The following is a 26,820-nucleotide window of genomic DNA, read 5'->3' on the forward strand; positions in this document are numbered from 1 at the left end:
GCTACTTCGCCTGCTCGATGTCGCGGTCGATCTGCGCGGCGGCCTTCTCCAGACCGGCCTTGAGGTCCTTCACCTTGCCCGACTCGTACTGGTAGCCGAGGTCCTGGAGGGTCAGCTGGTAGGTGGCGCCGTTGACGGAGGCCGGCGGGGAGTTCGACTCGGGGTGCTGGGCGATGTCCAGGAAGGTCTTGAACTCCGGGTCGGTCTTCAGGTCGGGGGACTTGAGGGCCGGGAAGGTGGAGGGCACGTTGCGGATGGCGTTGGCGAAGGCGACGACGGCCCCGGTGTCGGTCGTCATGTACTTCACCAGCTCCCACGCGGCGTTCTGCTTCTTGCTCTGCGGGGCGATGCCCATGACGGTGCCGGACAGGAATCCCTTGCCGTACTCGGCCGCCTCGTCGTCGGCGACGGGCATCGGCGCGGTGCCGATCTCGAAGTCGACCCCGGCGTCCTTCGCCATGCCGAGCCGCCACTCGCCGTCCAGCTGCATGGCCACCTGGCCGGTCTGGAAGGGGTGCTTGGCGCCCCACTCGTCACCGAAGGTGTTGCGGTACTTCTCCAGCTTCTCGAAGCCGCCGAGGTCGTCGACGAGCTTCTTCTGGTACGTGAACATCTCGGCGAACGCCGGGTCCTCGGCGACGGCGGACCTGCCGTCCTCGTCGAAGTAGGCGTGGTCCCACTGGGACATGTAGTGGTCGACCACGGTCTCGTAGCCGTGGTAGTTCGGCATGAAGCCGAGCTGCTGGTACCCGTCGCCCTTGGTCTTCGTCAGCTTCTTCGCCACCTGGGCGAACTCGGACCAGGTCTTCGGCGGGGCCTTGATCCCGGCCGCCTCGAAGGCGTCCTTGTTGTAGTAGAGGCCGTAGGCGTCGCCGAGCAGGGGCAGGGCGCAGCGCGTCCCCTCGAACTGGGTGTAGTCCAGCATCGGCTTCGGGATGAGTGCGTCCAGGTCGAGCTTCGACTTCTCGACGAACGGCTTCAGGTCGAGGAAGGCGCCCGAGGAGCAGAACTTGCCGATGTTGGACGTGGTGAACGAGGACACCACGTCGGGACCGCTCGAACCGCCCGCGCGCAGGGCCTGGTTGAGCTTGTCGTCGTTGATGTTGCCGACGACCTTCACCTTGATGTTGGGGTGTGCCTTCTCGAAGCGGTCCACGTTCGCCTGGACGGCCTTCACCTCGGCGGGCGCGCTCCAGCCGTGCCAGAAGGTGATGGTGGTCTCGGCGTTCGGGTCGTCGGAGGCGCCGGTGGCGGACTGCCCGGTGCAGGCGGTGGCGAGCAGGGCGAGGGAGGCGGAGGCGGCGACCGCGAGGGCCGCTTTTCTGGATATTCCGGGCATGGCGAAGCTCCCAGGGGCAGGGCGGGGGACAGGTGGGTGGGGCGAGTGGGTGGGGCGGGGCGGGGTGGCGCGGGGGTCAGCGCGAGGTGTCGAAGACCTCGTCGCGGGTGGTCGCGAGCGCACTCTCCAGCGCGCCGCGCAGGACGGGGTGTTCGGTCACGTCGCCGACGGCGAGCCGGGGCCGGGAGGCGGCCAACTCCTCCAGCTCGTCCCGGACCAGGTCGCGCAGCGCCTCGCCGCCCGCGGTGAGGGAGGTGCCGCTCAGGACCACCAGCTCGGGGTCCAGGACCGAGACGAGGGAGGCGAGGCCGATGGCCAGGCGGGTGGCGTAGGTCTGGAGCAGCCGGCGGTGCGGTCCGTCCGCGGCGTCGGCCCGCGCCGCGCGGGCCACCAGGGTGGCGGCGACCTCGGGGTACGGCCCCGACGGCACGTCGGTGACCCCCAGCTCCCGGGCCAGTCCCGCCAGGGCCTGGGAGCCGGCCAGCTCCTGGAAGCCGCCGCTGCCGGTGCGGCTGACCTTGCGGACCAGGGGGGCGCCGGGTACCGGCAGGAACCCGACCTCGCCGGCGCCGCCGGTCCAGCCGCGGTGCAGCCGGCCACCGAGGACCAGGGCGGCGCCCAGCCCCTCCTGGTTCCACAGCAGGACGAAGTCCTCGTGGCCCCGGGCCGCGCCGAGGCGCTGCTCGGCCACGGCGGCGAGGTTCACGTCGTTCTCGTACTCGACCGGCATCGGCAGTGCGGCGGCGAGTTCCTCCAGGAGGGCGGGGGAGTGCCAGCCGGGCAGGTGGGAGGCGTAGCGCAGCCGCCCGGTACCCGGGTCGAAAGCGCCCGGCGTGCCGATGACCAGGCGGTGGACGTCGTCGCGGGCGAGTCCGGCCGCTTTCACCGCGCCGTCGAGGGCGTCGGTGACCTGCTGGACGACGGGGGTGGCGGCGCGTCGGCCCGGGGTGGGCAGCTCGTACCGGCCGACGGTGCGCCCGGTGACGTCGGCGACCGCGGCGAGGACGCGGTCCGGGGTGACGTCGATCCCGGCGGCGTACGCGGCGGCCGGGTTGACCTCGTAGAGCTGGGCGCCGGGTCCGGGGCGCCCCTCGGTCGTCCCCCCGGCCAGGACCAGCCCCGCCGCCTCCAGGCGGGCCAGCAACTGGGAGGCGGTCGGCTTCGACAGGCCGGTCAGCTTGCCGATCCGGGTCCGGGACAGCGGTCCGTGCTCCAGCAGGAGGTCGAGTGCGGCCCGGTCGTTCATGGCGCGCAGGACGCGCGGGGTGCCCGGCGTACCGGCGGTTCCTGCCATGCGTGTCCACACCTGCCTCTCGACCGCTCAGCTTTTCAGGGGGCGGTGGGGGAAGTCCACCGCGCGGATCACGGGACACGTTCCGGCGGGACGCCCGAGTGCGTCTGTTAGGAAAGTTTCCTGTTGGCTGGAGAACGTAGGCCCGCCCGCAAGGAGCCGTCAAGAGACCGCCCCCGAGGCAACGCAGTCGTTACCTCGGGGGCGGGAAGCGCGCCGGGCGGGGCTACTTGCTGGTGCTGGGCGGCGGAATGGGGGAGGCCGCCATCGACTGCGGCGACACGGTGCTGGCGTACGCCGACGGTGCCGCGACGCCCGCCGTCGGGTCGGCGGCGGCCGGGGCGCCCTCCAGCGGGACCGTGGCCCCGCCGACGATCGCGATGCCGGCCGCGTCGAAGGCCCGCTTGATCCGCCAGCGCAGTTCACGCTCGACGGTGAGGGACTTGCCGGGCATGGTCTTCGCGGAGACCCGCACCACCATCGAGTCGAGCAGTACGGAGTCCAGCCCGAGGGTCTCGATCGGCCCCCAGAGCATCTCGTTCCACGGCTCTTCCTTGCTCATCCGCTCGCCGACCGCGGACAGGGTCTCCTTCACCTTGTCCAGGTCCTCGCCGGAGCGGACCGTGACGTCGACCCCGGCCGTGGACCAGCCCTGGGAGAGGTTGCCGATGCGCTTGACCTCGCCGTTGCGGACGTACCAGATCTCGCCGTCGACACCGCGCAGCTTGGTCACCCGCAGCCCGACCTCGATCACCTCGCCGGAGGCCACGCCCGCGTCGATGCTGTCGCCGACGCCGTACTGGTCCTCCAGGATCATGAAGACGCCGGACAGGAAGTCGGTGACCAGGTTGCGGGCGCCGAAACCGATCGCGACACCGGCGACACCGGCGGAGGCCAGCAGCGGGGCCAGGTTGATCTGGAAGGTGCCGAGCACCATCAGGGCGGCGGTGCCGAGGATGAGGAAGCTGGCCACCGAGCGCAGCACGGACCCGATGGCCTCGGAGCGCTGGCGGCGCCGCTCGGCGTTGACCAGCAGCCCGCTCAGCGCGGTGCCGCCGGACGACCCGCTCCTGCGGTTCATCCGCTCTATCAGCTTGGTGATCGCCCGCCGCACCACGGCGCGCAGCACCACCGCGATCACCACGATCAGCAGCACCCGCAGCCCGATCGCGAGCCACGTCGACCAGTTCTCCTCGACCCAGCCCGCGGCGTTCGTCGCGCTCTCGTGGGCCTCCTTCAGCGAGGGCACGGTCGGCGTCGTCGGGGACGGCGACGGCGAGGGCGACGACGCGGACGAGGCCGACGACGCGGACGACGAACCGGCGGCCGGCAGGACGGCGGCGGACAGGGACACGGCGGAAACCTCCAGGTGCGGCGGCCCGTCCTGCGCGGTCCGGTCCGAGGTCCGGTCCAAGGTCACGGAAAGGTCACCGGACGGGCAGATGCACCACACTAACGGGGCACCGGACCCGGTTCGGCCCGAAACGGGCGGGGGAGACGTCGCTCACCCGCGCTTGAACTGGTCACGCTCGCGCCCCGGCGCCCCGTGTGGTCGAAAACACTCCCAGCCCGTTACCGGGACATGGTGGCGCTACGACCAGGCATGAGGGGAGACTGAACCAGATCGTCCCGGCGCGAGCCACGCGCCGCCGACGCCCAAGGAGGCACCCGTGCCGCATGTCCTGGTCCTCAACGCGTCGTACGAGCCACTCGGCGTCGTACCGCTCCGCCGCGCGCTCGTCCTCGTCCTGGAGAACAAGGCCGTGTGCCTCGAGGAGTCCGGCGCCTTTCTGCACAGCGCGACCGTCACCGTGCCCGCACCCAGCGTGGTCCGGCTCAAGCGGTTCGTGCGGGTGCCCTACCGGGGCCCCGTCCCGCTCACCCGCCGTGCCCTGTTCGCCCGCGACGGAGGCCGCTGCATGTACTGCGGCGCCGTCGCCACCAGCGTCGACCACGTCATCCCGCGCAGCCGCGGGGGCCTGCACGCGTGGGACAACGTGGTGGCGTCCTGCCGGCGCTGCAATCACGTGAAGGCCGACCGCCACCTGGTCGAGCTGGGCTGGCGCCTGCGCCACAAACCGGCTCCGCCCACCGGTCTGGCCTGGCGCATCATCGGCACCGGCCACCGGGACCCGCGCTGGTTGCCGTACTTGCAGCCGTACGGCGCGGAGGACGCCATGGCCCGGATCGACGGCATCTCCGCCTGACGTCCGGGCCTCCGCCTGCTCCCGCCCGTGCTCCGGCTCAGCGCACCCGGTTCTTCAGCGGCTCGGTGTCCAGGGCGGTCCCGACCGGCTCGGGCAGCGCGACCTCCTTGCCGAAGGGCAGCGCCTGCACGGTCTCGTACCGGCCCCCGTCGGGGCGGCTGTGCACCTTGACCTCGCAGGTGTCCCGGTCGATCAGCAGATACACCGGGATGCCGGTCTCGGCGTACGCCCGGGGCTTGTCGACACGCTCACGCCGGTCGGTGTCCGAGTCGTACGAGGTGACCTCGACGACCGGGAGGACGGGGGCGGGGTCGGCCCACTCGCCCTGCCCCACGAAGGCTTCCGACGGAGCCAGCGAGCCGTCCGGCCGGGCGCGACCGCCTCGGCATGCCTCGACCACCAGTCCCTGTGTCGGGTCCAGCCACAGGTCGGGTCGGTGCTGCATACAGATGCGCGTCAGCCATTGGATGACGCGTCCGTGGTCGCCGTCGGGCACGGCCTTCCCGCCAAGATGTCCGTTGATGAACTCGAGCCGCGCGCCTTCTGTGCTCCGGTCGGCGTGGCGGGCGCGTTCCTCGAACTCGGTGACGAGCATCTGCGGCCCGTCGGAGGTCACGGACACAAGGCTCCTCCGGATCCGCGGGGGTCCACAACCTCAGCGTAGGGGGGATCCGGCCGGTCAGGGGCGGCGCCAGGTGAGGGTGTAGCGCCAGAAGAGGCGGCGGCGCAGTCGGGCGCCGGGCAGAACCGTGTGGGCCTCCGCGGCGATGTCGGGGAAGGCCATGTCGGCCGGGCGGGTCCGGGCGGTCATCGAGGTGGGCGGGGCGGCGGCCCGGCCCCTGTTCTTGAGCCACCCGAGGGCGGCGTTCGGGAGGACGGCGCCTGCGCCGAGCAGGTGGTCCGTGACGGTTCGCGGTCGGTAGAGGCCGACGACGACCAGGGTGCCGCCGGGGGCCATGTGCTCACGGAAGGTGTCGAGGGCCTCGGTGAACGGCAGGTGGTGGAGGGTGGCGACGCAGGTGATGACGTCGTGGGGTCCGGCGGGGAGGTCCGTCAGGGCGTCGGCGACGGCGAAGGAGGCCGCCGTCGGCTCGGGAGTCAGCGCGCGTGCCTGTGCGGTGATCGCCGGATCCGAATCGACGCCGCGGACCTCGTCGGCCCGGGTGGCGAGCAGACGGGCCAGGTCACCGGTGCCGGAACCGACGTCCAGCGCGCTGCCGAACCGGCGAGGGAGCTGCCGCAGGATCCAGCGGTGGTAGTGGGCGTTGTGGTCCCAGGGGTGAGCGGCGTTGAACCGGTCGAGCGCCTGAACGAGGCGGTGCGGGGTCAAGCCGGCCAACGTCACGCTGTCCTCCGACGGTGAGGTGCTTTTGGTACAGCAGGATGCTCGAACCCGAGGAATGACTCCTGCACGGCCTCGGAATCGGAACAGGAGCGGGGACCGACCGCACGGCCACCGACGCGGGCGCCGTCCGCCTGCGGTCGGACGAGGCTGCGAGCGACCGCACCGGCAGCCGCGGTTTCGCGCAGCCTGGGAGGGTACAGCCGCTGTCGCCGCGCGTGCCGAGCCCGGGCGGGACGGAGAGGCTAGCGAGGTGTCGCGAGTACGTTCCGGAGTACGTCTTCGAGCGTGACGCGGGCCAGCTCGTGCCTCACGGTCTCCTCGATGCCCTCGTAGACGTCCCGCATCGCCGGCTGGATGCCGTGACCCACCACGCATCCCTGATCCGGGGTGGTGCGGTGCATCGCGAACAGCGGGCCGGGTTCCACTGCCTCGTACACGTCGAGCAGGGTCATCGACCCCAGCTCGCGCGCCAGCGACCAGCCCGCGCCCACACCCCGTCGGGACTCCACGAGCCCGGACCTGCGCAGCTCACCCAGCAGCCGCCTGATCACCACGGGGTTGGTGTTCGCGCTGGCCGCGATCTGCTCGGAGGTGGCGACCTCATGGCCCTGGCGCTGGTAGAGGCCGATCCAGGCCAGCGCGTGGGCAGCGATGGTCAGCCTGCTGTTGGCGCTCATGAGTCCCTCCTCCCGGCCGCAACGCTTTATGTTACGACAACGCAGTCGTAACAGCGAAGGTTGCGACAGGCTGTCGTAACAATTAGTGTTGCGACTACCTGAAGAGTCGATCAACGAGGTGGGACGAATGGGCAAGTCACTCACGGGCAAGATCGCCGTGGTCACCGGGGGCAGCACCGGTATCGGGTTCGCGACCGCACGCGCGTTCCGCGACGAGGGTGCCAGGGTCTTCGTCACCGGTCGCCGCAAGGACGCGCTCGACGCCGCGACCGCCGAGCTCGGACCTGCCGTGACCGGCGTGGTCTGTGACGTCTCCGTGCCCGCGGACCTCGACGCGTTCTACGGCACGGTGCGCGACCAGGCCGGCCGCATCGACGTGCTGGTCGCCAATGCCGGCATCGGCGTCGCGGCTCCGTTCGGGGAGGTGACGGAGGAACTGATCGACTCGGTGTTCGCCGTCAACGTCAAGGGAACGATCTTCACTCTGCAGCAAGCGCTGCCGCTGCTCAGCTCCAACGCGTCGGTGATCCTCACGGGTTCGACCGCCTCGACACGGCCCACCCAGGGGCTCGAGGTCTACGGGGCGTCGAAGGCCGCCGTCCGCAACCTCGCCCGTGGCTGGGCCCACAGCTCGCGCACGCACGGCTTCCGGGTCAACGTCGTGTCCCCGGGCGGGACGCGCACCCCCGGTCTGCTGGAGCTGGTCCCGCCCGAGGCTCTCCAGCAGGCCGAAGGCGGGATCCCTCTCGGCCGGCTCGCCGAACCCGAAGAGATCGCCGCCCTGACGACGTTCCTCGCCTCGGACGCGTCGAGTTACGTCAACGGTGCCGAGTTCTTCGCCGACGGTGGTTACGCGCAGGTGTGACACGCACGCCGTCGCGCCCCCTCTTCGACACGCCGCGGCGGCGTGTCGAAGAGGGGGCGCATGTGCGGCCGGTTTGGCTGATCCGTGCCCGGGTTACGTGTTTTTTTGGCTGGTTTTGTAGGTATTCGGGAGGGCGTGGATGTGACCAGGGCCACGTTGGCGGTATTGGGGCGTCTGTCCTCGTGCGGACTGGGTAGGGGCTGCCGTAACTCGCCACAAGCGTGCTCGGTACGACGCCCGACCCAGAGCCCGATGACGGGCCCGTTCCACCGTCCGACCCAGAGCCTGATCCAAAGGAGACCCCCGTGGCTGCACTGGCGCCCCTTCTGCTCCCGGCCCCTTCCAAACCCGTGGCGGAGCCGTCCACCCCCTGGGCGGAGCCCTCCGCCGCCTCCGAGGCCCCGCACTACTGCGTCTTCGGCGCCACCGGCAGCTGCGCCGAGACCCCGCTGACCAGCGAACCGCCGCTGCCCGACGCCGAGCCCCTCACCAGCGAGTCGCCGTTCGCCGACGCCGTACCGCTGACCAGCGAGTCCTCGCCCGAACTCACGGCCGACGTGCCGGACCAGGGCGGCCCCTCCTTCGCCGTCCCCGTCCCGGAACCCACGAGGTCGTAGAGGAAGCAGATGCCCGCAGCCCAGCCGGCCGAGCCCCCCGCCGAGGACCTTCCCGAGGATCTGACCAGGCTCGCCGCCCTGCACGGCGTCGCCACCTCCTACCGCCCCTCCCCGGACCGCACCGTCCCGGCCACGGCCACCGCCGTCACCCTCGCGCTGGCCGCCCTCGGCGTGGACGCGAGCAGCCCCGGGGCCGTACGGGCCGCGCTCACCGCCCGCGAGACCGAGCTGCGCGGACGGCTGCTGCCGCCCACCGTCGTCCGCTGGGACGGCGGCGGCACCCCGGCCGCGCTGGCCGCCCTGCCGGCGGGCACCCGGCTGCGCGTCGACACCGAGCAGGGCGAGCGGCTCGACGGCGTCGGGCGGCTTCCGCACGGAGTGCACCGGCTGACCGCCACCGCACCCGACGGGCGTACCGCCGACGCACACCTGATCGTCGCGCCCGCCCGGCTGCCCGCCCCGGCCGTGCGCTCCTACGGCCTCCTCGTCCAGCTCTACTCCCTCCTCTCCCGCCGCTCCTGGGGCATGGGCGACCTCGGCGACCTCGGTGAACTGGCCGCCTGGGCCGGTCGCTCCCTCGGCGCCGGATTCGTCCAGGTCAACCCGTTGCACGCGGCCGTACCCGGTGCCCCCGCCGACCCGTCGCCGTACCGGCCGTCCTCGCGCCGCTTCCCCGACCCGGTGCATCTGCGGATCGAGGACGTGCCCGAGTTCGCGTACGTCACCGACCACGAGCGCGCCCGGTCCCTGAGGGAGCGGGCCGGGCGGCTGCGCGAGGGCGTGCTGGAGAAGGACGCCCTGATCGACCGGGACGCCGTGTGGGAGCTGAAGCGCGAGGCCCTGGAACTGCTCCACGAGGTCCCCCTCGGCCCCGGCCGCCGCGCCGCCTACTGCGACTACCTCGCCGAACAGGGCACCGCCCTGGAGGACCACGCCACCTGGTGCGCGCTCGCCGAGGTCCACGGCTCCGACTGGCACCGCTGGCCCGAGGGCCTGCGCGCCCCCCGCTCGGCCGGCACCGACCGCGCCCGCCGCGAGCTGATGGACCGCGTCGACCTCCACTCCCGCCTCACCTGGCTCACCGACACCCAGCTGACCGCCGCCCAGCGCACCGCCCGCGAGGCGGGCATGCCGGTGGGGATCGTCCACGACCTCGCCGTCGGCGTGCACCCGCGCGGTGCCGACTCCTGGGCCCAGCAGGAGTACTTCGCCGCGGGGATGTCGGTGGGAGCGCCGCCCGACGCCTTCAACTCCCGCGGCCAGGACTGGGGGTTGCCGCCCTGGCGCCCGGACCGCCTGGCCGCGTCCGGGTACGCGCCGTTCCGGGGACTGCTGCGCGGCCTGTTCCGGTACGCCGGGGCGCTGCGCGTCGACCACGTCATGGGCCTGTTCCGGCTCTGGTGGGTGCCCGAGGGCCGGCCGCCCACCGAGGGCACCTACGTCCACTACGACGCCGAGGCCATGCTCGCCGTCCTCGTCCTGGAGGCCGCCCGGGCCGGTGTCGTCGTCATCGGCGAGGACCTGGGCACCGTGGAGCCCGGGGTGCGCGAGGCGCTGCGCGAGCGCGGGGTGCTGGGCACCTCGGTGCTGTGGTTCGAACGGGACTGGACCGGCGACGGCCGCCCTCTGCCGCCCGAGCGGTGGCGCGCCGACTGCCTGGCCACCGCCACCACCCACGACCTGCCGTCCACCGCGGCCCGACTCACCGGCGAACACGTCGAACTGCGCGACCGGCTCGGCCTGCTCGCCCGCCCGCTGGAGGAGGAGCGCGCCGAGGCCGCGGCGGACACCGCGGAGTGGCTCGACGTACTGAGCCGGCTCGGGCTGCTGCACGGCACCGGCGGCGACACCGGAACGCCCGCCGAGGAGGCGGAGATCCAGGCCGTGCACCGCTTCCTGCTGCGCACCCCCGCCCGCCTGGTCGGCCTCTGGCTCCCGGACGCCGTCGGCGACCGCCGCCCGCAGAACCTGCCCGGCACCTGGGACCAGTACCCGAACTGGCGGCTGCCCGTCGCCGACGCCGGGGGCCGCCCGGTGACGCTGGAGGAGCTGGCCGCCTCGCCCCGGCTGCACGCGCTGATCGACGTCGTGCGCGATGCCGCACGCGCCGCCGTACCCGAGCGCGGCGGCGTCCGGGACGGCTGAGCGGGACGCCCGCGCCGGACGCCCGCGGACCCCGTACGGGCACCCCGGGCGCGCGGCCGCCCGGACCGTTCGCTAACTTGGCACCGTGGACAAGAAGAACGCCCTGCGCGCCGGCGCCCTGGCAGCCGGTACGACGCTGATGATGCTGCTCATGTCGTCCCCCGCGCTCGCGCTGACGCGCGACGACGGCGACGACCCCGGCACCGGCCTGAGCGTCGTCGAGACGCTGGGTCTCTACGTCCTGGCCCCGCTCGCGCTGTTCGCGATCATCGCGGGCCTGGTCATGGTCCTGGACCGGTCCCACCCGGACCACCGGGTGTCGGTTCCCGGTACGAAGGGCAAGGCCAAGGGCAAGGTCGCCGCGAAGGCCTGACCCGACGCCCGGCCGCCCGCCCCAGTCTCACCGAGGGCGCCGTCCCACCGCACGCACGCGGAGGGGGCGGCGCCCTTCGGCGTTCCCGCCGCACGCACGCGGAGCGGGTGGCCCCTACTTCTCCGTACCGGCGAGGAGGTCCCGCAGCAGGCCGGCCAGCTGACCGGACCGTTCCGCGTCGAGGGAGGCCAGCGCCTCGGTCTGGGCGTCCAGGCCCACGCCGACCGCCTCGTCGATCAGCTCGAGGCCCCGTTCGGTGAGGGTGACCTGGAGTCCCCGGCGGTCGTGCGGGTCGGGGGAGCGGCGCAGCAGGCCCGCCCGTTCCAGCTTGTCCAGCCGGCCGGTCATGCCGCCGGTGGTCAGCATCAGCGTGGCCGACAGCTGCCGAGGCGAGAGCGTGTACGGCTCGCCGGAGCGGCGCAGGGTGGCCAGGGCGTCGAACTCCCCGCGCGAGATGCCGAAGCGCTCGTACGCCTTCTCCATCCGGTCGCCCATCGCGCGCGCCAGCCGGAAGACCCGGCCGAAGACCTCCATGGCGGCCGTGTCCAGGTCGGGCCGTACCGCCGCCCACTGGTCGATGATCACGTCGACGGGGTCCTTGCGCGGTCCGGGCTGCGGGGGGCGTTCAGTCATGCGACGAGTATCGGGGCCATTCCGCTCGGCCGCAAGAAAGTGGCTTGACGGAAACTTGCTTAGAAGTAAGCTACTTGCCATCGAGCTTCATTCGCCTCCGAAGGGTGCCCTCATGGCCGCCACCCGCCCCGCCGTCATCGCGCTCACCGCCCTCGCCCCCGTCTCCTGGGGCAGCACCTACGCCGTGACCACCGAGTTCCTGCCGCCCGACCGGCCCCTGTTCACCGGGCTGATGCGGGCCCTGCCCGCCGGCCTGCTGCTGCTCGCCCTCGCCCGGGTGCTGCCGCGCGGCGCCTGGTGGGGGAAGGCGGCGGTGCTGGGGGTGCTGAACATCGGGGCCTTCTTCCCGCTGCTGTTCCTCGCCGCCTACCGGATGCCCGGCGGAATGGCCGCCGTCGTCGGCTCGGTCGGCCCGCTCCTCGTCGTCGGCCTCTCGGCCCTCCTGCTCGGGCAGCGGCCCACCACCCGGTCCGTACTCACCGGCGTCGCCGCCGCGTCCGGCGTCAGCCTGGTGGTGCTGGAGGCGGCCGGGGCGCTGGACCCGCTCGGCGTGCTGGCGGCCCTCGCCGCCACCGCCTCCATGTCCACCGGCACCGTGCTCGCGGGGCGCTGGGGCCGCCCCGAAGGCGTCGGCCCGCTCGCCCTCACCGGCTGGCAGCTGACCGCGGGCGGCCTGCTCCTGGCACCGCTCGCCCTGCTGGTCGAGGGTGCCCCGCCCGCCCTGGACGGCCCGGCCGTCGGCGGCTATCTCTACGTGGCGCTGGCCAACACGGCGCTGGCGTACTGGCTCTGGTTCCGCGGCATCGGCCGGCTCTCGGCCACTCAGGTCACCTTCCTCGGACCGCTCTCGCCGCTGACCGCCGCCGTGATCGGCTGGGCGGCACTCGGCGAGGCGCTCGGCCCGGTGCAACTGGCGGGGACGGCGCTGGCCTTCGGAGCGACCCTCGTGGGCCAGACGGTACCGAGCGCGCCGCGCACGCCGCCGGTCGCCGCGGGCGCCGGTCCGTTCAGTTCTGCTTCACGAAACGGTCGAAAAGATTCGATGGACCTGACGGGTACGGCCCTGCGACGGTAGGCCCGCCAGGCCTCCGACCAGGAAAGGACCTTCGTGGCCACAGCCGCCCGCCACACCACCGCCCGCCGCACCACCGCCCGCCGCACCAACGCCCGCCGCACCACCGCCCACCCCGCCGAAGCCCCCACGCCGACCGGCGACCCGGCGCGGCCGACGGCGCCCGTCGCCCTCGGTCTCGCGCTCGCCGTCCTCGCCACCCTCGTCTGGTCCGGCAGCTTCGTCACCTCGCGGGCCCTCGGCGACAGCGTGCCGCCCGTCCAGCACGCGTTCTGGCGCTGGGTGGTGGCCCTCGCCGTCGTCGCCCCCTTCGGCGCCCGGCGGGCCTGGCGGCAGCGCGCACTGATCCGGCGCCACCTCGGCTTCGTGGTCCTCGCCTCCCTGCTCGGCGTGACCGTCTACAACACCCTCGTCAACCAGGCCGGCGTCACCACCCCCGCCGCCAACATGGGCATGATCATGGCGGCGTCCCCGGTGCTCATGGCCCTGTGCGAACGCGCGGGCGGGGTGCGGCTCGGCGTCCGCCGGGTCGCCGGGCTGGGCGTGGCCTGCGCGGGCGTCCTGCTGCTCGTCGGAGGGGACGGCGCGGCCTTCTCGGCCGGCGACCTGTGGATGATCGCCGCCGCCTGCTGCTTCGGGTCGTACAGCGCGCTGCTGCGCCGCAGGCCCGAGGGGCTGGACGGGGTGGGGTTCCTGTTCACCACGTTCCTCGCCGGCACCGTCCTGCTGCTTCCCGCGCACGGCGTCAGCCTCGCCGTCCAGGGCGGCTTCCACCCGACACCGGGCACCGTCTGGCCGCTCCTCTACGTCGGCGTCGCCTCCTCCGCCGTCGCCTTCTTCGCCTGGAACAAGGCGGTCTCCCTGATCGGACCGTCCCGCGCCGGGGCCGTCTACTACCTCCAGCCGGTGTGCGTCGCCCTGCTGTCCTGGACCCTGCTCGCCGAGCCCACCGGCTGGGCGCAGGCGGGCTGCATGGCGCTGATCCTCGGCGGCGTCGTCCTGGGCGCGGGGGCCCGCCGGTAGGTCGCGGGGCCCGCCGGTAGGTTGCCGCCATGGCCGACTGGGACCTCCGCAAGCTGCACATCCTGCGGACACTGCGGGAGAGGGGCACGGTGACGGCGACGGCCGAGGCGCTGCACATGACGCCGTCCGCCGTCTCCCAGCAGCTGACGAACCTCTCCAAACAGCTCGGCGTGGAGCTGCTCCGGGCCCAGGGCAGAAGGGTCCGGCTGACGGACGCGGCCCGGCTGGTGCTGCGGCACGCCGAGGCGGTGTTCGAGCAACTGGAGCGCGCCGACGCCGAGTTGGCGGCCCACCTGCGCGGGGAGGCGGGCGAGGTCCGGGTCGGTGCCTTCTCCACCGCCGTGCCCGCCCTCGTCGTTCCGGCCGTCACCGCGCTGCGCGCCTCGCGCCCCGGGATCGCGGTGCGGGTGCGGGAGGCCGAGGCGCAGGAGGTGTACGAGCTGCTGGCCGCCGGGGAGGTGGACCTCGCGCTGTCGCTGGCCGCGCAGGCGCCGAGCGCCGTCGACCCGCGCTTCACCCGCGTCCCGCTGTTCGCCGACCCGCTGGACGTCGCCCTGCCCGGGGACCATCCGCTGGCCCGCGCGGAGCGGCTGCGGCTGGCCGACCTCGCGGCCGAACCGTGGATCTTCGGCGCCGGCGGGCCCTGGTCCGACATCACGCGCGGCGCCTGCGAGGCCGCCGGGTTCCGCCCCCACCAGGCCCATGCGGCGGCCGGCTGGCCGGCCATCCTCGCCATGGTCGAGGCGGGCATGGGGGTCGCCCTGGTCCCGCGCATGGCGGCCGTGCCCCGGGGCGGGGTGGCGATGCGCGAACTGCGCGCGGACCGCCCCGTCCGGCACGTGGTCGCGGCCGTGCGCAGGGGCGCCGGTGAGGACGGGGCCGTCGGCACCGTCCTCACCGCGCTGCGCGACGCGGCGGACGGGCGCCCCGGCACGCCCGGCCACTGAGCCGCGTACTCAGCGCTGTGGCGTGGTGCCGGGGCGAAACGTCACGTGCGGGGTGTAGTAGAAGCCTCCGCCACTGACCTCGTTGCCGGTGACCTCGACATCGCTGACCGGCGAGACGAACCCGACCGTGTCGGCGCTCACGCGGACCGCGTTGCGCGAGGCCCCCGAAGCGCCCGCCGCCACGGTCACCCGGTTGCCGATGATGTCGACCCCGGAGACGGGGTTCGCCCCCACCTGGACCGGTGGCTGGGTGAACCTGCGCGCCGACACGGAACTGACGTAGACCCCGCCGACGCTGTTGTTGATCGTGTTGTCGCGGACGACGATGTCGGTGGTGTTCATCGCGCCGATGGCGTCCCACTTGGCGCCGTCCACGACGTTGCCCTCGATCAGCACGCGCGCGTGCACCTGGCCGACCTTCTCGCCGCCGGTGTGCGATCCGACCAGCTTCGCCCAGGACGGCTGGGACCCGGACGGGCCCGCGTAGTTGCGCTGGACCTGCACGTCCACGGTCGGGGTGCCGTCGTGGGCTCCGGCCCAGGTGTTGCCGGACAGGGGCAGGTCGAGCTGGACGGCCTCACCCTGCCACAGGCCCCACGTCGGATTCTCAACCCACCCCTTGAAGAAGCAGTCCCGTACTGCACCCCGGCGCACGGCGTTGAGTTCGACCCCGTGCCACCACTTGACGTTCCAGACCGTCACTCCCTCGACCTCCACGTCCTGGGTGTGGGTGAAGGTCAGCACGTTCATGGGCGGCGCCTTGTCGGCACGTGCCCGCGCGGGCCCGGAGTCGTTCCACACGTACGCGGAGATGGGGTCCCATTCGCCGCCCTTGACCATGATGTTGCCCGGAGCCGAGTAGCCCTGCGTGCCGGAAGGGACGTGGTTGAGCAACATGGTGGCGGCTCTGGCGCCGCTGACCGCGGGCGCGCCGAACGTCCCCTGGCCGTCCGTGGCGTACTCCGGGCTGGGTGAGTGCTGGTTCGTCCGGTCCAGGGTGTACCGCTTGGTCACCGTGCCGAACTTGGCGACGAAGCGGGCGCCGGTGCCGTCCAGGACCGTGTTGGCGCCGATGATCAGGGTGTTGAGCAGCGTGTAGGTGGGGACGCCCGCGTACCCGGCCTTCACGATGATCCGGCCCTTGTCGTCGACGCCGTGCGGGCCGACGACGCCCGCCGCCGCGTCGTCCAACGCCTTGCGCAGTGCACGGACGTGCGCCGCCTCGCCCGCGACGGACGGATTGATGCCCGCGGCGCTGGCCCTGCCCGCCGACGCCGCCCCTCCCACCACGGTGACGGCTCCGGCCACGCTCCCGCGCAGCAGTCCCCGTCGGCTGATTCCCGTCATTGCCCCGCCCCCACTTCTCGGCCACCGGCCGATCTGGTCGAACCACGGCGGACGATTCGCGCCCAGCGGTGGCCTTCGTCGCCCCCTCGGTCAAGTGCCCCATCGAACGGGGGATTGGCCCGAGTGTCTACCTCGGGAACCGGGCGAAAGCGAGAACCGGCAGGTCGAGGTCATGATCTGTGTCACGAGCGGCACGTGAGCCGCCGCGCCGGAGCAGGAACGCGAACGGGGCGCCCAGTACGACACCGGGCGCCCCCTCGTACGTACCGACCGCCTACGCGGCCGCCGCGTCCGCCGCCTGCGCCCGCAGGGCGCGCTCGATGCCGGAGCGGGACTCCGAGACCAGCCGGCGCAGAGCCGCGTTCGGCTCGGCGGAGGCCAGCCACGCGTCCGTGCGGTCCAGGGTGTCCTGCGACACCTGCACCGCCGGGTACAGGCCGACCGCGATCTGCTGGGCCATCTCGTGCGAACGAGACGCCCAGACGTCCTTCAGCGCCTCGAAGTACCGCTCCGTGTACGCCGCCAGCAGCTCGCGCTGGTCGGTCTGGACGAAGCCGGCGATGACCGCCTCCTGGACGGCGTTCGGCAGCTTGTCGGACTCCACGACCGACTCCCAGGCCTCCGCCTTGGCCGCCTCGGTCGGGCGGGCCGCCCGTGCGGTGGCCGCGTGGCGCTCACCTGCGGCGGTCTTGTCCCGCTCGTACTCGGCCGCGATCTCCGACCCGCCGAACCGGCCCACGGCCGCGAGCCGCTGCACGAACGCCCAGCGCAGCTCGGTGTCGACGGCCAGGCCCTCGATCGTCTGCGTGCCGTCCAGCAGCGCGTCCAGCAGATCCAGCTGCTCCGGCGTCCGCGCCGTCGCCGCGAACGCCCGCGCCCACGCCAGCTGGTGGTCGCTGCCCGCCTCGGCGGCCCGCAGGTGGGCCAGCGTGGCCTCGGTCCAGCGGGTGAGCAGCGCCTCGCGGGCGGTGGGGGCGGCGTACTGGTCGATGGCCAGCTTCACCTGGCGGTGCAGCGACTGCACGACACCGATGTCGGACTCCTTGCCGATGCCGGACAGCACCAGCGCCAGGTAGTCCCGGGTCGCCAGCTCCCCGTCCCGGGTCATGTCCCACGCCGACGCCCAGCACAGGGCGCGGGGGAGGGACTCCGTGAAGTCGCCCAGGTGCTCGGTGACCACCGCGAGCGACTGCTCGTCCAGGCGGACCTTCGCGTACGAGAGGTCGTCGTCGTTGAGCAGGAGCACCGCCGGGCGGGCCTTGCCGACCAGCTGCGGCACGGCCGTCAGCTCGCCGTCCACGTCCAGCTCGACCCGGTCGCCGCGCACCAGCTTGCCGGCGCCGTCGAGGTCGTAGGCGCCGATCGCGATGCGGTGCGGGCGCAGCGTCGGCTCGCCCTTGGCGCCGGCGGGCAGGGCGGGGGCCTCCTGGCGGATGGCGAAGGAGGTGATGACACCGTCGGCGTCGGTCTCGATCTCCGGGCGGAGCACGTTGATGCCGGCCGTCTCCAGCCACGCCTTCGACCAGGTCTTCAGGTCGCGCCCCGAGGTCTCCTCCAGCGCGCCCAGCAGGTCGGACAGGCGGGTGTTGCCGAACGCGTGCCGCTTGAAGTACGCCTGCACGCCCTTGAAGAACGCCTCTTCACCGACGTAGGCGACGAGCTGCTTGAGGACGCTGGCGCCCTTGGCGTACGTGATGCCGTCGAAGTTGACGAGCACGTCGTCCAGGTCGCTGATGTCCGCCATGATCGGGTGCGTGGACGGCAGCTGGTCCTGCCGGTACGCCCAGGTCTTCATCTGGTTGGCGAACGTCGTCCACGAGTGCGGCCACTTCGAGCCCGGCGCGGCGGTCTGGCAGGCGGCCTCGGCGTAGGTGGCGAACGACTCGTTCAGCCACAGGTCGTTCCACCACTCCATGGTGACCAGGTCGCCGAACCACATGTGCGCCAGCTCGTGCAGGATCGTCGCCGCCCGCACCTCGTACGCGGCGTCCGTCACCTTGGAGCGGAACACGTACTGGTCGCGGATGGTCACCGCGCCCGCGTTCTCCATCGCGCCCGCGTTGAACTCCGGCACGAAGAGCTGGTCGTACTTCTTGAACGGGTACGCGTAGTCGAACTTCTCCTGGAACCAGTCGAAGCCCTGCCGGGTGACCTCGAAGATCGCGTCCGCGTCGAGGTGCTCGGCCAGCGAGGGACGGCAGTAGATGCCGAGCGGGACGGACTGGCCGTCCTTCTCGTACACGCTGTGCACCGAGTGGTACGGGCCGACGATCAGCGCCGTGACGTACGACGAGATGCGCGGGGTCGGCTCGAACTCCCAGACATTGTCCTTCGGCTCGGGAGTCGGCGAGTTGGAGATGACCGTCCAGCCCTCGGGGGCCTTCACGGTGAACTGGAACGTCGCCTTCAGGTCCGGCTGCTCGAAGCTCGCGAAGACGCGGCGCGCGTCCGGCACCTCGAACTGGGTGTACAGGTAGGCCTGGTCGTCCACCGGGTCGACGAACCGGTGCAGGCCCTCGCCGGTGTTGGTGTAGGCGCAGTCGGCGACCACGCGCAGGATGTTGCGTCCCGGCAGCAGGCCCGGCAGGGCGATGCGGGAGTCCTGGAACACCTCGGCGGCGTCGAGGGCGTCGCCGTTCAGCGTCACCTCGTGGACCGTCGGGGCGACCAGGTCGATGAAGGACTCGCCGCCGCCCTCGGCGACGTCGAAGCGCACCGTGGTCACGGACCGGTAGGTGCCGCCCTCCTGCGCGCCGGTGAGGTCGAGATCGATCTCGTACGAGTCAACGGTCAGCAGCGTCGCCCGCTGCCGCGCCTCTTCGCGAGTCAGGTTTGTGCCAGGCACGCGGTCATCTCCTCGTTATGTGTGGGTTGCGCCATCCTTCCACGTGCCCCGCACCGAACGCGATGTCCGTTTCCCGCCGGTGCGCGGACCTTCCGCGCGTGAGCCTTGACGCATGAACGCCCACACGGCACGACCCATTCCCGCGGCCACCCTCGAGGAACTGCGCGTCGCCGACGACGCGGGCCGCGTCCCCGCACCCGTGGCCGACGACGAGGGCGGCACGCCGCTGCGCTGCTGCCTGCGCCGCAGCCGCGCCGGGGAGCACATCGCCCTCGTCTCCTACGCCCCGCTGCGCCGCTGGGCGGCGGAAACGGGCGCCGACCCGGGCGCCTACGACGAGCAGGGCCCCGTCTTCATCCACGCCGAGCAGTGCGCGGGACCGGACGGCGACGGCCTCGCGTTCACCAACGCGCACCGCACCGTCCGCCGCTACTCCGCCGACGGACGCATCCTGGGCGGACGCCTGGTCGGTTCCGGCGACGACTTCGCGCCCGCCCTCCGGGAAGCGCTCGACGACCCGGCCGTGGCGTTCGTCCACGTCCGGGCCGTCGAGTACGGCTGCTTCCTGTACGAGGTGCGCCGGGACTGAGCCCCGCCCGGCTCAGCCGCCCACCCCGAGCCGCCAGGGGCCGTCGGCCTCGATGCGCAGGAGGCCGGGCGCCCGGACGGGGGCCAGGACGTCGAGGCGGCCGACCTCGTTGACGAGGAGGTCCTCCTCGTCTCCCTGCCGCTGGGGATCGTCCGAGGCGAAGTAGTGCCAGACGACGAAGTTGCTCCGGCCCTGGTGGACGAAGGACAGCACGCCCGGGGGGCCCTCGTAGACCAGCAGGTCCGGACCCCGCCCGTCGAGGCCGTGCTCCAGGCGACGGGCGTGGGCGAGCGGCAGCACCCGCAGCGTCCAGGGCGTGTCGGCGCGCACCACCAGGGACAGCGGGCGGTCCTGGGGGACGGTGGCGAACGTACGGGCGTGCACCTCGTCCTCGTACGTGGACAGCAGGTCCTGGTCGGCGCGGCCGTACGCGTCGCAGGAGTCGATGTTCACCGAGATGCTGTCCCTGCACTCGATCTCGACGACCACGCGGGCGCCGGGCGGCAGGTTAGGCGGGCAGGTGACGCGCTCCTTGCCCGTGGCGTGGTGCGTGAACGGCGGGAAGGAGAGCGCCAGTTCCGACACCAGGCGGTCGGCGGGCGGGGCCACGGGGGCGAGCGGCAGGGGAGCGGGGGGCGGAGGGGCCGGGGCCGCGGACACCGGCTGCGGGTCCTCGGCGACCGAGATGCCGAAGTCCGTGGCGAGCCCGGCGAGACCCGAGGCGTACCCCTGCCCCACCGCGCGGAACTTCCAGCCGCCGTTCCTGCGGTAGAACTCGCCGAAGACGAACGCGGTCTCCGTCGAGGCGTCCCCGATCGTGAAGGACGCGACCTGCTGCCCGTCCGGCAGCGCGACCCGGACGTCGAGGGAGGGCACCTGCCCGAACGTTCCCCCGTCGGCGGACGCGGCCACCACGACCCGGTCCGTGCCGGGCGCGACGGCCGCGAGGTCCAGCCACAGCCAGTCGGCGCCCGTGCCGTCGGCCCCCTGGCCCTTGCCCAGGTGGCGGACGGCGCCCGACGGGTGGGCCGGCTGGTTGTAGAAGACGAGGTCGGCGTCCGAGCGGACCCGGCCCGTCGCGTCGAGCAGCAGGGCCGAAACGTCCACGTCCGGTACGTGGACGCCCTGCCGCCAGGTCACCGCCACCTGGAGGGCGGCCCCGGGAACGGGCAGGTTGCCGCCCTTCGTCATCTGCGTCATGGCGTGATCTTCACACGATCAGCACGACCGGTGGGGCGGATTGTCATACTCCGCATCGAGTGGTCGGGACGCGTGAGGGGCGGCCACCCCGTACCGGGTGACCGCCCCTGGAAAGCGGTGGACTACTTGGCGGCGGACAGCTCGGCCGCGACCAGCTCCGCGATCTGCACCGCGTTCAGGGCCGCGCCCTTGCGGAGGTTGTCGTTGGAGACGAACAGGGCGAGGCCGTTGTCCACGGTCTCGTCCTGGCGGATCCGGCCCACGTACGACGGGTCCTGACCGGCCGCCTCCAGCGGCGTCGGCACCTCGGTGAGCGCCACGCCGGGGGCTCCGGCCAGCAGCTCCTTGGCGCGCTCCACGCTGATCGGCCGGGCGAAACGGGCGTTGATCTGCAGGGAGTGGCCGCTGAAGACGGGCACGCGCACGCAGGTGCCGGACACCTTCAGCTCCGGGATCTCCAGGATCTTGCGGGACTCGTTGCGGAGCTTCTGCTCCTCGTCCGTCTCGTGCAGGCCGTCGTCGACGATGGAACCGGCCAGCGGCAGCACGTTGTACGCGATGGGCGCCACGTACTTGTCCGGCTTCGGGAACTCGACCGCCGAACCGTCGTGGGTCAGCTTGGGGGCGTCCGCGCCGACCTTCTGGACCTGCTCGAACAGCTCGTCCACACCGGCCAGGCCGGAGCCGGACACCGCCTGGTAGGTGGCGACGACGACCGCCTCCAGGCCCGCCTCCGCGTGCAGCGGGCGCAGCACCGGCATCGCGGCCATCGTGGTGCAGTTCGGGTTGGCGATGATGCCCTTGGGGCGGTCGGTGATCGCGTGCGGGTTCACCTCGGAGACCACCAGCGGGACCTCGGGGTCGCGGCGCCAGGCGGAGGAGTTGTCGATCACGACGGGGCCCTGCGAGGCGACCTTTTCGGCCAGCGCCTTGGAGGTGGCGCCGCCCGCCGAGAACAGCACGATGTCCAGCCCGGAGTAGTCGGCGGTGGCCGCGTCCTCCACCGTCACGCCGTCCAGCTCCTTGCCGGCGCTGCGCGCCGAGGCGAACAGGCGCAGCTCGGTGACGGGGAAGTCGCGCTCCGTGAGGATCCTGCGCATGACCGTGCCCACCTGACCGGTGGCTCCGACGATTCCGACCCTCACGGTGACTCCTTCTCCGTTTTGTACGCGTGTCCTCACGCGCGCTTTGCTCGGCCGAGACTTTTCCATCATGGGGCGAAGCCCGGCCCGCCTGTCCAATCCTTTGCACGGTGTTCCCGCACCTTGGGACGCGGTGGCTCGGTCCGCCCCTGCCCATCCCTTCCCGCCCCACACGACGATGTGACGTACGCCTCGCGCCGAAAGGCGGCCGTCGGAGCGAACGTTTCGGGCCGCTCGCGCGTCGTAGGGGAAACGTGGCCGGGGGAGGAAATGGCTTTGCTGCGCAGAAGGGCCCGCCGCGGCCAGGGGGACGACGTACGCGACGACCCCCTGGACGCGGCACAGGAACGCCGGGTGCGGGCGGTGCTCGCGCTCGGCGGGGTGCCGCAGGCGGACCTGCCGGACGGGGTGCAGCAGGTCCGCCTGCGGCTGCTGGAGCGGACGGCCAGCGGCCGCGAGGCGCCGCGCGACGTGTCGGCCTGGGCGGCGGTCGTCGCCTCCAACCTGGCCATGGACTGGCACCGGGCCAGACACCGCCAGGACCGGCTCGGGGAACGCCTGGCCGCGCTGCGCCAGACCGAGCACCCCGGCGACGAGGACACCAGCGTCCTGTCCCTCGCCGTGGCGCAGGGCCTGGACGAGCTGCCCGACGCCCAGCGCCAGGTCCTCGTCCTGCGCTTCTACGCCGATCTTCCGGTGCGCGGCATCGCCGAGGAGCTGGGCATCCCCGAGGGCACGGTCAAGAGCAGGCTGCACACGGCGGTACGGGCCCTGCGCGCCCGCCTGCACGAGGACGAGGTGGTGTGAGATGGCCGCCGAACAGCACCCCGGTGGGGACGACGCGCTGATGGCCGCGATCACGGGCGAGCCGCTGCCGCCGGACGCGGGGGCGGACGCCCGGGGCGAGTACCGCTCGGCGACGGCCGACGTGGCGTTGCTGCGGGAGCAGCTCAACCTGATCGGCGGGGCCCTCGGCGGCACCGTCCCGGAAGACCGCCCCGCTCCGGCACCGGCTCCGGCCCCCGCCCGGGCCCCGGCACCCCGCCGCCCCTTCCGCCTCGCGTTCGGCGTCCTCGCGGCGGCCTGCGCGGGGGTCCTGGTCACGGGCCTGGGCTGGCTGGTCGTGCAGGGCGGCAGCGGTGCCTCCGACGACGCGGCGAGCGGCAGCGCGGCCGACCGGTCGGCGGCGCGGCCGGACAGCCCCTCCGCGGGCCAGGAGGCCGCCGTCGTCTTCGGCACCCCCCGCTACCTCGCCTGCGCCCGGCTGGTCGCCGAGGGCACGGTGACCGCCGCCGATCCGGTACCGGGCACCGCGCGGCACCGGATCACGCTCCGCCTGACGCACGCCTACGCACCCGCGAAGAGCACCGGCCCGACCACGGCGTTCGTCCTGGACGACGCCCTCGCCCGCCTCGCCCCCGGCGACCGGGTGCTGGTCGGCGCCCTGCGGGACCGGCCCACCGCGGACACGGTGATCACCGGCGACCGGAACATCGCCACCGCCCGCGCCCGGATCACCGCCTCCCTCCCCGAGTCCCGCACCCTCACCTGCGACTGACCCCCGCGGGGCAGGCGAAAGGGGCGGGCGCCCGAACCGGCGCGCCCGCCCCCTCTCCGTACCGCACCGGACTACGGCACGACCTTCCCGATCCGCACGCTGCCCAGGCCCGCGACCGTGCCGTGGGTGTTGACCAGCTGGACGCGGCCGGAGAACTCGCGGCCCTCGGGGGCGGCGGCCAGGGCCGTGACGCTGCCGGAGACCGTGGCGGAGTCGCCCGTGCCGAGCCGCACCGTCGCCGAGTCGTCCACCGTCACCGAGCCGAGGGTGGCGGCGAAGTACACGTCCCGGTAGTCGTACTCCGTGCTGCCCGACGGCACGGAGTAGCCCGCGACCTCGACGGTGTACGTGCCGGCGGCCGGCTTCGCGACGGAGACCGACTCCTCCGAGTCGCCGTCGGCGGACTGGGCGACGACGGCGCCGTCCTCGCCGTAGACCGTCAGGTCCAGGTCGGCGGCCGCGTCGGAGACGCCCCCGATGGCGACGTCCAGCGACTCCGCGCCCTCGGGCACCTCGATCGTGGAGGTGGCCGTCTCACCCTGCTTGATCGTCGGCCGGGTCGTCTCGGAGGAGCCGAGCGGGCCGCCGACCAGCTTGCCCTCCAGGGCGGCGTACGTGTTGGTCACCGTCCAGGAGGCGTCGGCCGGGGTGCCCGCCTTGGCCTCGGGCACGGTCACGACCTCCGGGTCGAAGTCGGCGCCGAGCACGGTGACGTCCAGCTCGTAGGGGTTGTCGAGCAGCGGCGACGTGCGCCGCGCCTCGACCTCGACCTCCCAGACACCCGGCTGCGGGTCCGCGTAGGCGCGCACGTCGGGGCGGCAGCCGTTGCCGTCGAGGTAGTTGTTGTAGCAGTACGGCGTCGAGGTGTTGTCGGACGGGACGCCGTACGGGTGGATGGAGATGAACCGGGTCTGGCTCTCGCCCCTGAGCCCGCCGATCGCCACCTCCAGCGCCTTCGCGCCCTCGGGGACGGTCACGAAGTACGACTCGGTGCTGTTGCGCTGCACCGAGTTCCTCGCGGAGAAGTCGTACTTCAGCGGGGCGGAGACCACGACCGTGGTGAGCACCTGCTGGTCGACGCCCTCGGTGCGCGGGTCGTCCACCTCGAGGATCGCGCTCTTGAGCCCGGCGGAGCCGGGGCGCGCCTCGACCTTGACGGTCACCGGCTCGTTCAGCGGCAGCTTCACCTCGTCGCGGCCCACGATCCGGAAGGTGTGGCCCGCGTTGTTCTCGAAGTCCAGCTCGTGCCGGATCGGCCGGTCGGCGCCGGAGGTACGGGTGAGCGTGATCTCGTACGTCTTCTTCTGCCCGGCCTTCAGGCCGCCCTCGCGGTCGTAGAGGCCGGTGCCGTAGCCCGGCGTCTCGAGGAACTGGTCGATCGCGGTGTCGACCGGTGCCTTGACCGTGTACTCGTGGGCGCTCGCGCCGCGCCGGATCGACTTCCAGGCGTCGGGGATGTTGATCAGACCCGCGCCCTCCTCGTACGCCTGCACGCCCTTGATGTGGTCGGCGGTGGAGGTCAGCGCGGTGCGCAGCTTCGCCGGGGTGAGGTCGACGCGGGCCTGCTTCGCCGCCGACAGCAGCAGCGCCGAGGCGCCCGCGGCCTGCGGGGACGCCATCGAGGTGCCCTGGAGCATGCCGTAGCCGGCCGGGAGGTCGTAGCCCGCCTCGGGGACCGGGGCGCCCGGCATCCAGGTCTGGATGGAGTTGACCGCGGCGCCGGGCGCGGTCAGCGTCGGCGTGAAGCCGCCGTCCTCACGCGGTCCGCGCGAGGAGAACGGCATCATCTGGTACTTGGTCCTCACCGCGGAGCCGTAGTTGGCGGCCCAGGTCTCGCGGGAGATGGAGGCGCCGACCGAGATCACCTTGTCGGCGAGGCCGGGGTCGCCGATGGTGTTGGCGCCGGGGCCGGAGTTGCCCGCGGAGATGACGAGCTGCACGCCGTAGGTGTCGATGAGGCGGGTGTACAGCTCGGAACGCGCGTTGTTGCCGTCGTTGAGGGCGGGCAGTCCGCCGATCGACATGTTGACGATGTCGACGCCCCGGTTGACGACGAGATCGATCATGCCCTCGGTGAGCGCGACGTTGGTGCAGCCGCCGCTCCAGGTGCACGCGCGCGAGGAGACGATCTTCGCGCCGGGCGCGGCACCGTCCATGCGGCCGCCGAACAGGCCGTTGGCGGCGGCGAGTCCGGCGACATGCGTGCCGTGCTCGGACTCGATGACGCCGATGTTGACGAAGTCCGCCTTGGCACCGGCGGAGTTGTAGACGACGTCCTTGCGGATCTCGACGACGAAGGGCTGGCGCTCGGCCACGTCCGTCTTCGGGTCGTCGGTGCCGAAGTACCCGACCTGGAAGCCGTCCTTGTAGGGCTTCATCGGGGTGTCGTCGGCGAAGTCGTGGTTGTTGTTCAGGTCGACGCGGACCGTGCCGGCCTTCGCGTCGTACAGCACGCCCCAGGAGTCGGTGGTGTCGCCGTCCCGGTTGGCGTCGCCCGCGGCGTCACCGCCGGTGGTGTACGACTCCAGGAAGGTGCTGACCCGGTACGAGCCCGCGGGCGCGGTCCAGGTCTGCCCGCCGTAGGTGAAGGTGGGTCCGGAGACCGAGGTGGTCATCGGACGCCAGGTGCGGTCGCCGTCGACGACCGGGTCTGTGGCGGTGACCCAGTCGACGATCTTGCGCTCGCCGGTGGTGGTCTTCTGCAGCGCCGGGTGGCCGAGGTCGACGCCCGAGTCGAGGATGCCGATGGTGACGCCGCGGCCGTCCGACTTCGGGTACTTCTTCACGAAGTCGACGGCGCCCGTCTCGAAGGACGGGTTGTACGGGTTCTCGGCCGGGGTCCAGCGGTTGGGCGCCGGGTAGGAACGGCCCTTGTGCGCGGCGCCCTTCGCCATGTCGGCGCTCGGCGTCGGGTCGTCCAGCGGGATCTCGTCGCGCAGGTCGATGCCGTGGACGGAGGAGAGCTTCGCGGCGGCGGCGATGGCCGAGTCCGCCTTGGCGGTGGGCACGGTGGCGCGCACGTAGCCCAGCTCGTCGTAGGTGCGGCCGACGGTGCCGCCGGAGACCGCGTCCAGCTCCTTCGCCACCTGCTCGGTCCGGCCCGGCGCGGTGGCGACCATCATCGTGACGTTCTTCTCGCCGGCGGCCTTCGCCTCGGCGAGCAGGTCCGCGTCGTCGGAACCGAGCTTGTCGTGGGCGGACTTGACGGACGCGTCGACGGGCGGCGCGGTCGTCGCGGGCCCGTCGGCGGCGAGGGCCACGGGCACCGGCCCGACGGCGGCGAGCGCGGCGGCGAGACCCGTGGCGAGGGCCAGGCGGGCCGCGCGTCTCGCGCCCGGTATCGGTTCGCGCTGGGGGCTGTTGGTCATCGGCATCCCTTGGGGTGAAGGAACGAGCGGTACGACCAAGGCCGACCGGCCCTGGCCGAGGCAGTCCGGAATCCGATCCCGGACGACCGCTCAGCTTTACTCAAGAGATCACTGATTGGGGAGAGTTGTCCGGGACGGGATGAAGCCATGGCGTACTTCCGCCATGCGCCATCGGGGACACAAGGGACGGGTCATGACAATCCCGTTTCCCGTCCCCGGCCCCCGGCCTCCCGGGCC

At 72.8% G+C, this 26,820-nt stretch carries 23 protein-coding genes; 11 read left to right on the plus strand and 12 right to left on the minus strand.

The features are described 5' to 3' along the window. Window position 1: 1 nt before the first annotated feature. From R2E43_RS24925 to R2E43_RS24935, 3 genes are all read right to left on the minus strand, one after another. Window positions 2–1,339, minus strand: coding sequence for an ABC transporter substrate-binding protein (locus R2E43_RS24925; RefSeq protein WP_030866325.1), 1,338 nt, complete (start codon window positions 1,337–1,339; stop codon window positions 2–4). Between the two features lie 76 nt (window positions 1,340–1,415). After that, the gene (locus R2E43_RS24930; RefSeq protein WP_332056586.1) at window positions 1,416–2,633 is read right to left on the minus strand and encodes an ROK family transcriptional regulator; all 1,218 of its coding nucleotides are present in this window, start codon (window positions 2,631–2,633) and stop codon (window positions 1,416–1,418) included. A gap of 223 nt (window positions 2,634–2,856) precedes the next feature. Further along, window positions 2,857–4,044: a mechanosensitive ion channel family protein gene (locus tag R2E43_RS24935; RefSeq protein ID WP_247703340.1), complete on the minus strand. Its 1,188-nt coding sequence runs from the start codon at window positions 4,042–4,044 to the stop codon at window positions 2,857–2,859. 256 nt (window positions 4,045–4,300) lie between these two features. On the opposite strand from R2E43_RS24935, the gene R2E43_RS24940 reads away from it, so the two are divergent. Then, window positions 4,301–4,837, plus strand: a complete 537-nt coding sequence (locus R2E43_RS24940) for an HNH endonuclease (RefSeq protein WP_011028487.1) — start codon at window positions 4,301–4,303, stop codon at window positions 4,835–4,837. Between the two features lie 37 nt (window positions 4,838–4,874). Here the strand turns inward: R2E43_RS24940 and R2E43_RS24945 are convergent, their stop codons facing one another. The 3 genes from R2E43_RS24945 to R2E43_RS24955 form a co-directional block, all read right to left on the minus strand. Further along, complete coding sequence (locus tag R2E43_RS24945; RefSeq protein WP_193484995.1) at window positions 4,875–5,459, minus strand: Uma2 family endonuclease; 585 nt, start codon at window positions 5,457–5,459, stop codon at window positions 4,875–4,877. A 57-nt stretch (window positions 5,460–5,516) separates the two neighbouring features. Next, the gene (locus R2E43_RS24950; RefSeq protein ID WP_003976148.1) at window positions 5,517–6,182 is read right to left on the minus strand and encodes a class I SAM-dependent methyltransferase; all 666 of its coding nucleotides are present in this window, start codon (window positions 6,180–6,182) and stop codon (window positions 5,517–5,519) included. A 242-nt stretch (window positions 6,183–6,424) separates the two neighbouring features. Continuing rightward, on the minus strand, window positions 6,425–6,859 hold the full coding sequence (locus R2E43_RS24955; protein WP_011028484.1) for an Rrf2 family transcriptional regulator: 435 nt from the start codon (window positions 6,857–6,859) through the stop codon (window positions 6,425–6,427). Between the two features lie 127 nt (window positions 6,860–6,986). Here R2E43_RS24955 and R2E43_RS24960 point away from each other — a divergent pair, with 127 nt between their 5' ends. The 4 genes from R2E43_RS24960 to R2E43_RS24975 all read left to right on the plus strand — a co-directional run bounded on the left by R2E43_RS24960 (window position 6,987) and on the right by R2E43_RS24975 (window position 10,859). Next, on the plus strand, window positions 6,987–7,724 hold the full coding sequence (locus R2E43_RS24960) for an SDR family NAD(P)-dependent oxidoreductase (protein ID WP_011028483.1): 738 nt from the start codon (window positions 6,987–6,989) through the stop codon (window positions 7,722–7,724). A gap of 305 nt (window positions 7,725–8,029) precedes the next feature. Further along, window positions 8,030–8,341: a hypothetical protein gene (locus R2E43_RS24965; protein ID WP_332056587.1), complete on the plus strand. Its 312-nt coding sequence runs from the start codon at window positions 8,030–8,032 to the stop codon at window positions 8,339–8,341. A 9-nt stretch (window positions 8,342–8,350) separates the two neighbouring features. Continuing rightward, on the plus strand, window positions 8,351–10,486 hold the full coding sequence (gene malQ / locus R2E43_RS24970; protein ID WP_332056588.1) for a 4-alpha-glucanotransferase: 2,136 nt from the start codon (window positions 8,351–8,353) through the stop codon (window positions 10,484–10,486). 85 nt (window positions 10,487–10,571) lie between these two features. After that, window positions 10,572–10,859 carry a hypothetical protein gene (locus R2E43_RS24975; protein ID WP_030866333.1) on the plus strand — a complete coding sequence of 96 codons (288 nt, stop codon included), beginning with the start codon at window positions 10,572–10,574 and terminating at the stop codon, window positions 10,857–10,859. 114 nt (window positions 10,860–10,973) lie between these two features. Here R2E43_RS24975 and R2E43_RS24980 read toward each other — a convergent pair whose 3' ends face one another. Continuing rightward, window positions 10,974–11,492 (minus strand): MarR family winged helix-turn-helix transcriptional regulator, encoded by a 519-nt coding sequence (locus R2E43_RS24980; protein WP_319231522.1) that lies wholly within the window; start codon window positions 11,490–11,492, stop codon window positions 10,974–10,976. 112 nt (window positions 11,493–11,604) lie between these two features. On the opposite strand from R2E43_RS24980, the gene R2E43_RS24985 reads away from it, so the two are divergent. Genes R2E43_RS24985 through R2E43_RS24995 form a run of 3 tightly spaced genes read left to right on the plus strand, consistent with a single transcriptional unit; the run spans window position 11,605 to window position 14,534 of the window. Continuing rightward, entirely contained in the window at window positions 11,605–12,567 is a 963-nt protein-coding gene (locus R2E43_RS24985; RefSeq protein ID WP_332056589.1) for an EamA family transporter, read from the plus strand. A gap of 33 nt (window positions 12,568–12,600) precedes the next feature. Further along, complete coding sequence (locus tag R2E43_RS24990; RefSeq protein WP_332056590.1) at window positions 12,601–13,587, plus strand: DMT family transporter; 987 nt, start codon at window positions 12,601–12,603, stop codon at window positions 13,585–13,587. A gap of 29 nt (window positions 13,588–13,616) precedes the next feature. Further along, window positions 13,617–14,534, plus strand: coding sequence for a LysR family transcriptional regulator (locus R2E43_RS24995; protein WP_191849463.1), 918 nt, complete (start codon window positions 13,617–13,619; stop codon window positions 14,532–14,534). 9 nt (window positions 14,535–14,543) lie between these two features. Here the strand turns inward: R2E43_RS24995 and R2E43_RS25000 are convergent, their stop codons facing one another. Then, complete coding sequence (locus R2E43_RS25000; protein WP_193484999.1) at window positions 14,544–15,881, minus strand: hypothetical protein; 1,338 nt, start codon at window positions 15,879–15,881, stop codon at window positions 14,544–14,546. 274 nt (window positions 15,882–16,155) lie between these two features. After that, a complete protein-coding gene (gene pepN / locus R2E43_RS25005; RefSeq protein ID WP_332056591.1) occupies window positions 16,156–18,726 on the minus strand; it encodes an aminopeptidase N in 2,571 nt (856 codons plus the stop codon). A 112-nt stretch (window positions 18,727–18,838) separates the two neighbouring features. Between pepN and R2E43_RS25010 the strand changes: the two genes are divergently transcribed. Beyond that, window positions 18,839–19,315, plus strand: a complete 477-nt coding sequence (locus R2E43_RS25010; protein WP_011028474.1) for a DUF1203 domain-containing protein — start codon at window positions 18,839–18,841, stop codon at window positions 19,313–19,315. 12 nt (window positions 19,316–19,327) lie between these two features. Here R2E43_RS25010 and R2E43_RS25015 read toward each other — a convergent pair whose 3' ends face one another. Beyond that, window positions 19,328–20,515: a TerD family protein gene (locus R2E43_RS25015; RefSeq protein WP_011028473.1), complete on the minus strand. Its 1,188-nt coding sequence runs from the start codon at window positions 20,513–20,515 to the stop codon at window positions 19,328–19,330. 122 nt (window positions 20,516–20,637) lie between these two features. Continuing rightward, window positions 20,638–21,660 carry an aspartate-semialdehyde dehydrogenase gene (locus R2E43_RS25020; protein WP_011028472.1) on the minus strand — a complete coding sequence of 341 codons (1,023 nt, stop codon included), beginning with the start codon at window positions 21,658–21,660 and terminating at the stop codon, window positions 20,638–20,640. A 267-nt stretch (window positions 21,661–21,927) separates the two neighbouring features. Here R2E43_RS25020 and R2E43_RS25025 point away from each other — a divergent pair, with 267 nt between their 5' ends. Beyond that, window positions 21,928–22,464 (plus strand): RNA polymerase sigma factor, encoded by a 537-nt coding sequence (locus tag R2E43_RS25025; protein WP_003976162.1) that lies wholly within the window; start codon window positions 21,928–21,930, stop codon window positions 22,462–22,464. Window position 22,465: 1 nt separating this feature from the next. Continuing rightward, entirely contained in the window at window positions 22,466–23,215 is a 750-nt protein-coding gene (locus R2E43_RS25030; protein ID WP_011028470.1) for a hypothetical protein, read from the plus strand. Between the two features lie 71 nt (window positions 23,216–23,286). Here R2E43_RS25030 and R2E43_RS25035 read toward each other — a convergent pair whose 3' ends face one another. Beyond that, on the minus strand, window positions 23,287–26,583 hold the full coding sequence (locus R2E43_RS25035; RefSeq protein WP_332056592.1) for a S8 family serine peptidase: 3,297 nt from the start codon (window positions 26,581–26,583) through the stop codon (window positions 23,287–23,289). Window positions 26,584–26,820 lie beyond the last annotated feature (237 nt).

Origin of the sequence: Streptomyces violaceoruber (genome assembly GCF_033406955.1) — a bacterium.
Classification (GTDB): Bacteria; Actinomycetota; Actinomycetes; order Streptomycetales; family Streptomycetaceae; genus Streptomyces; species Streptomyces violaceoruber.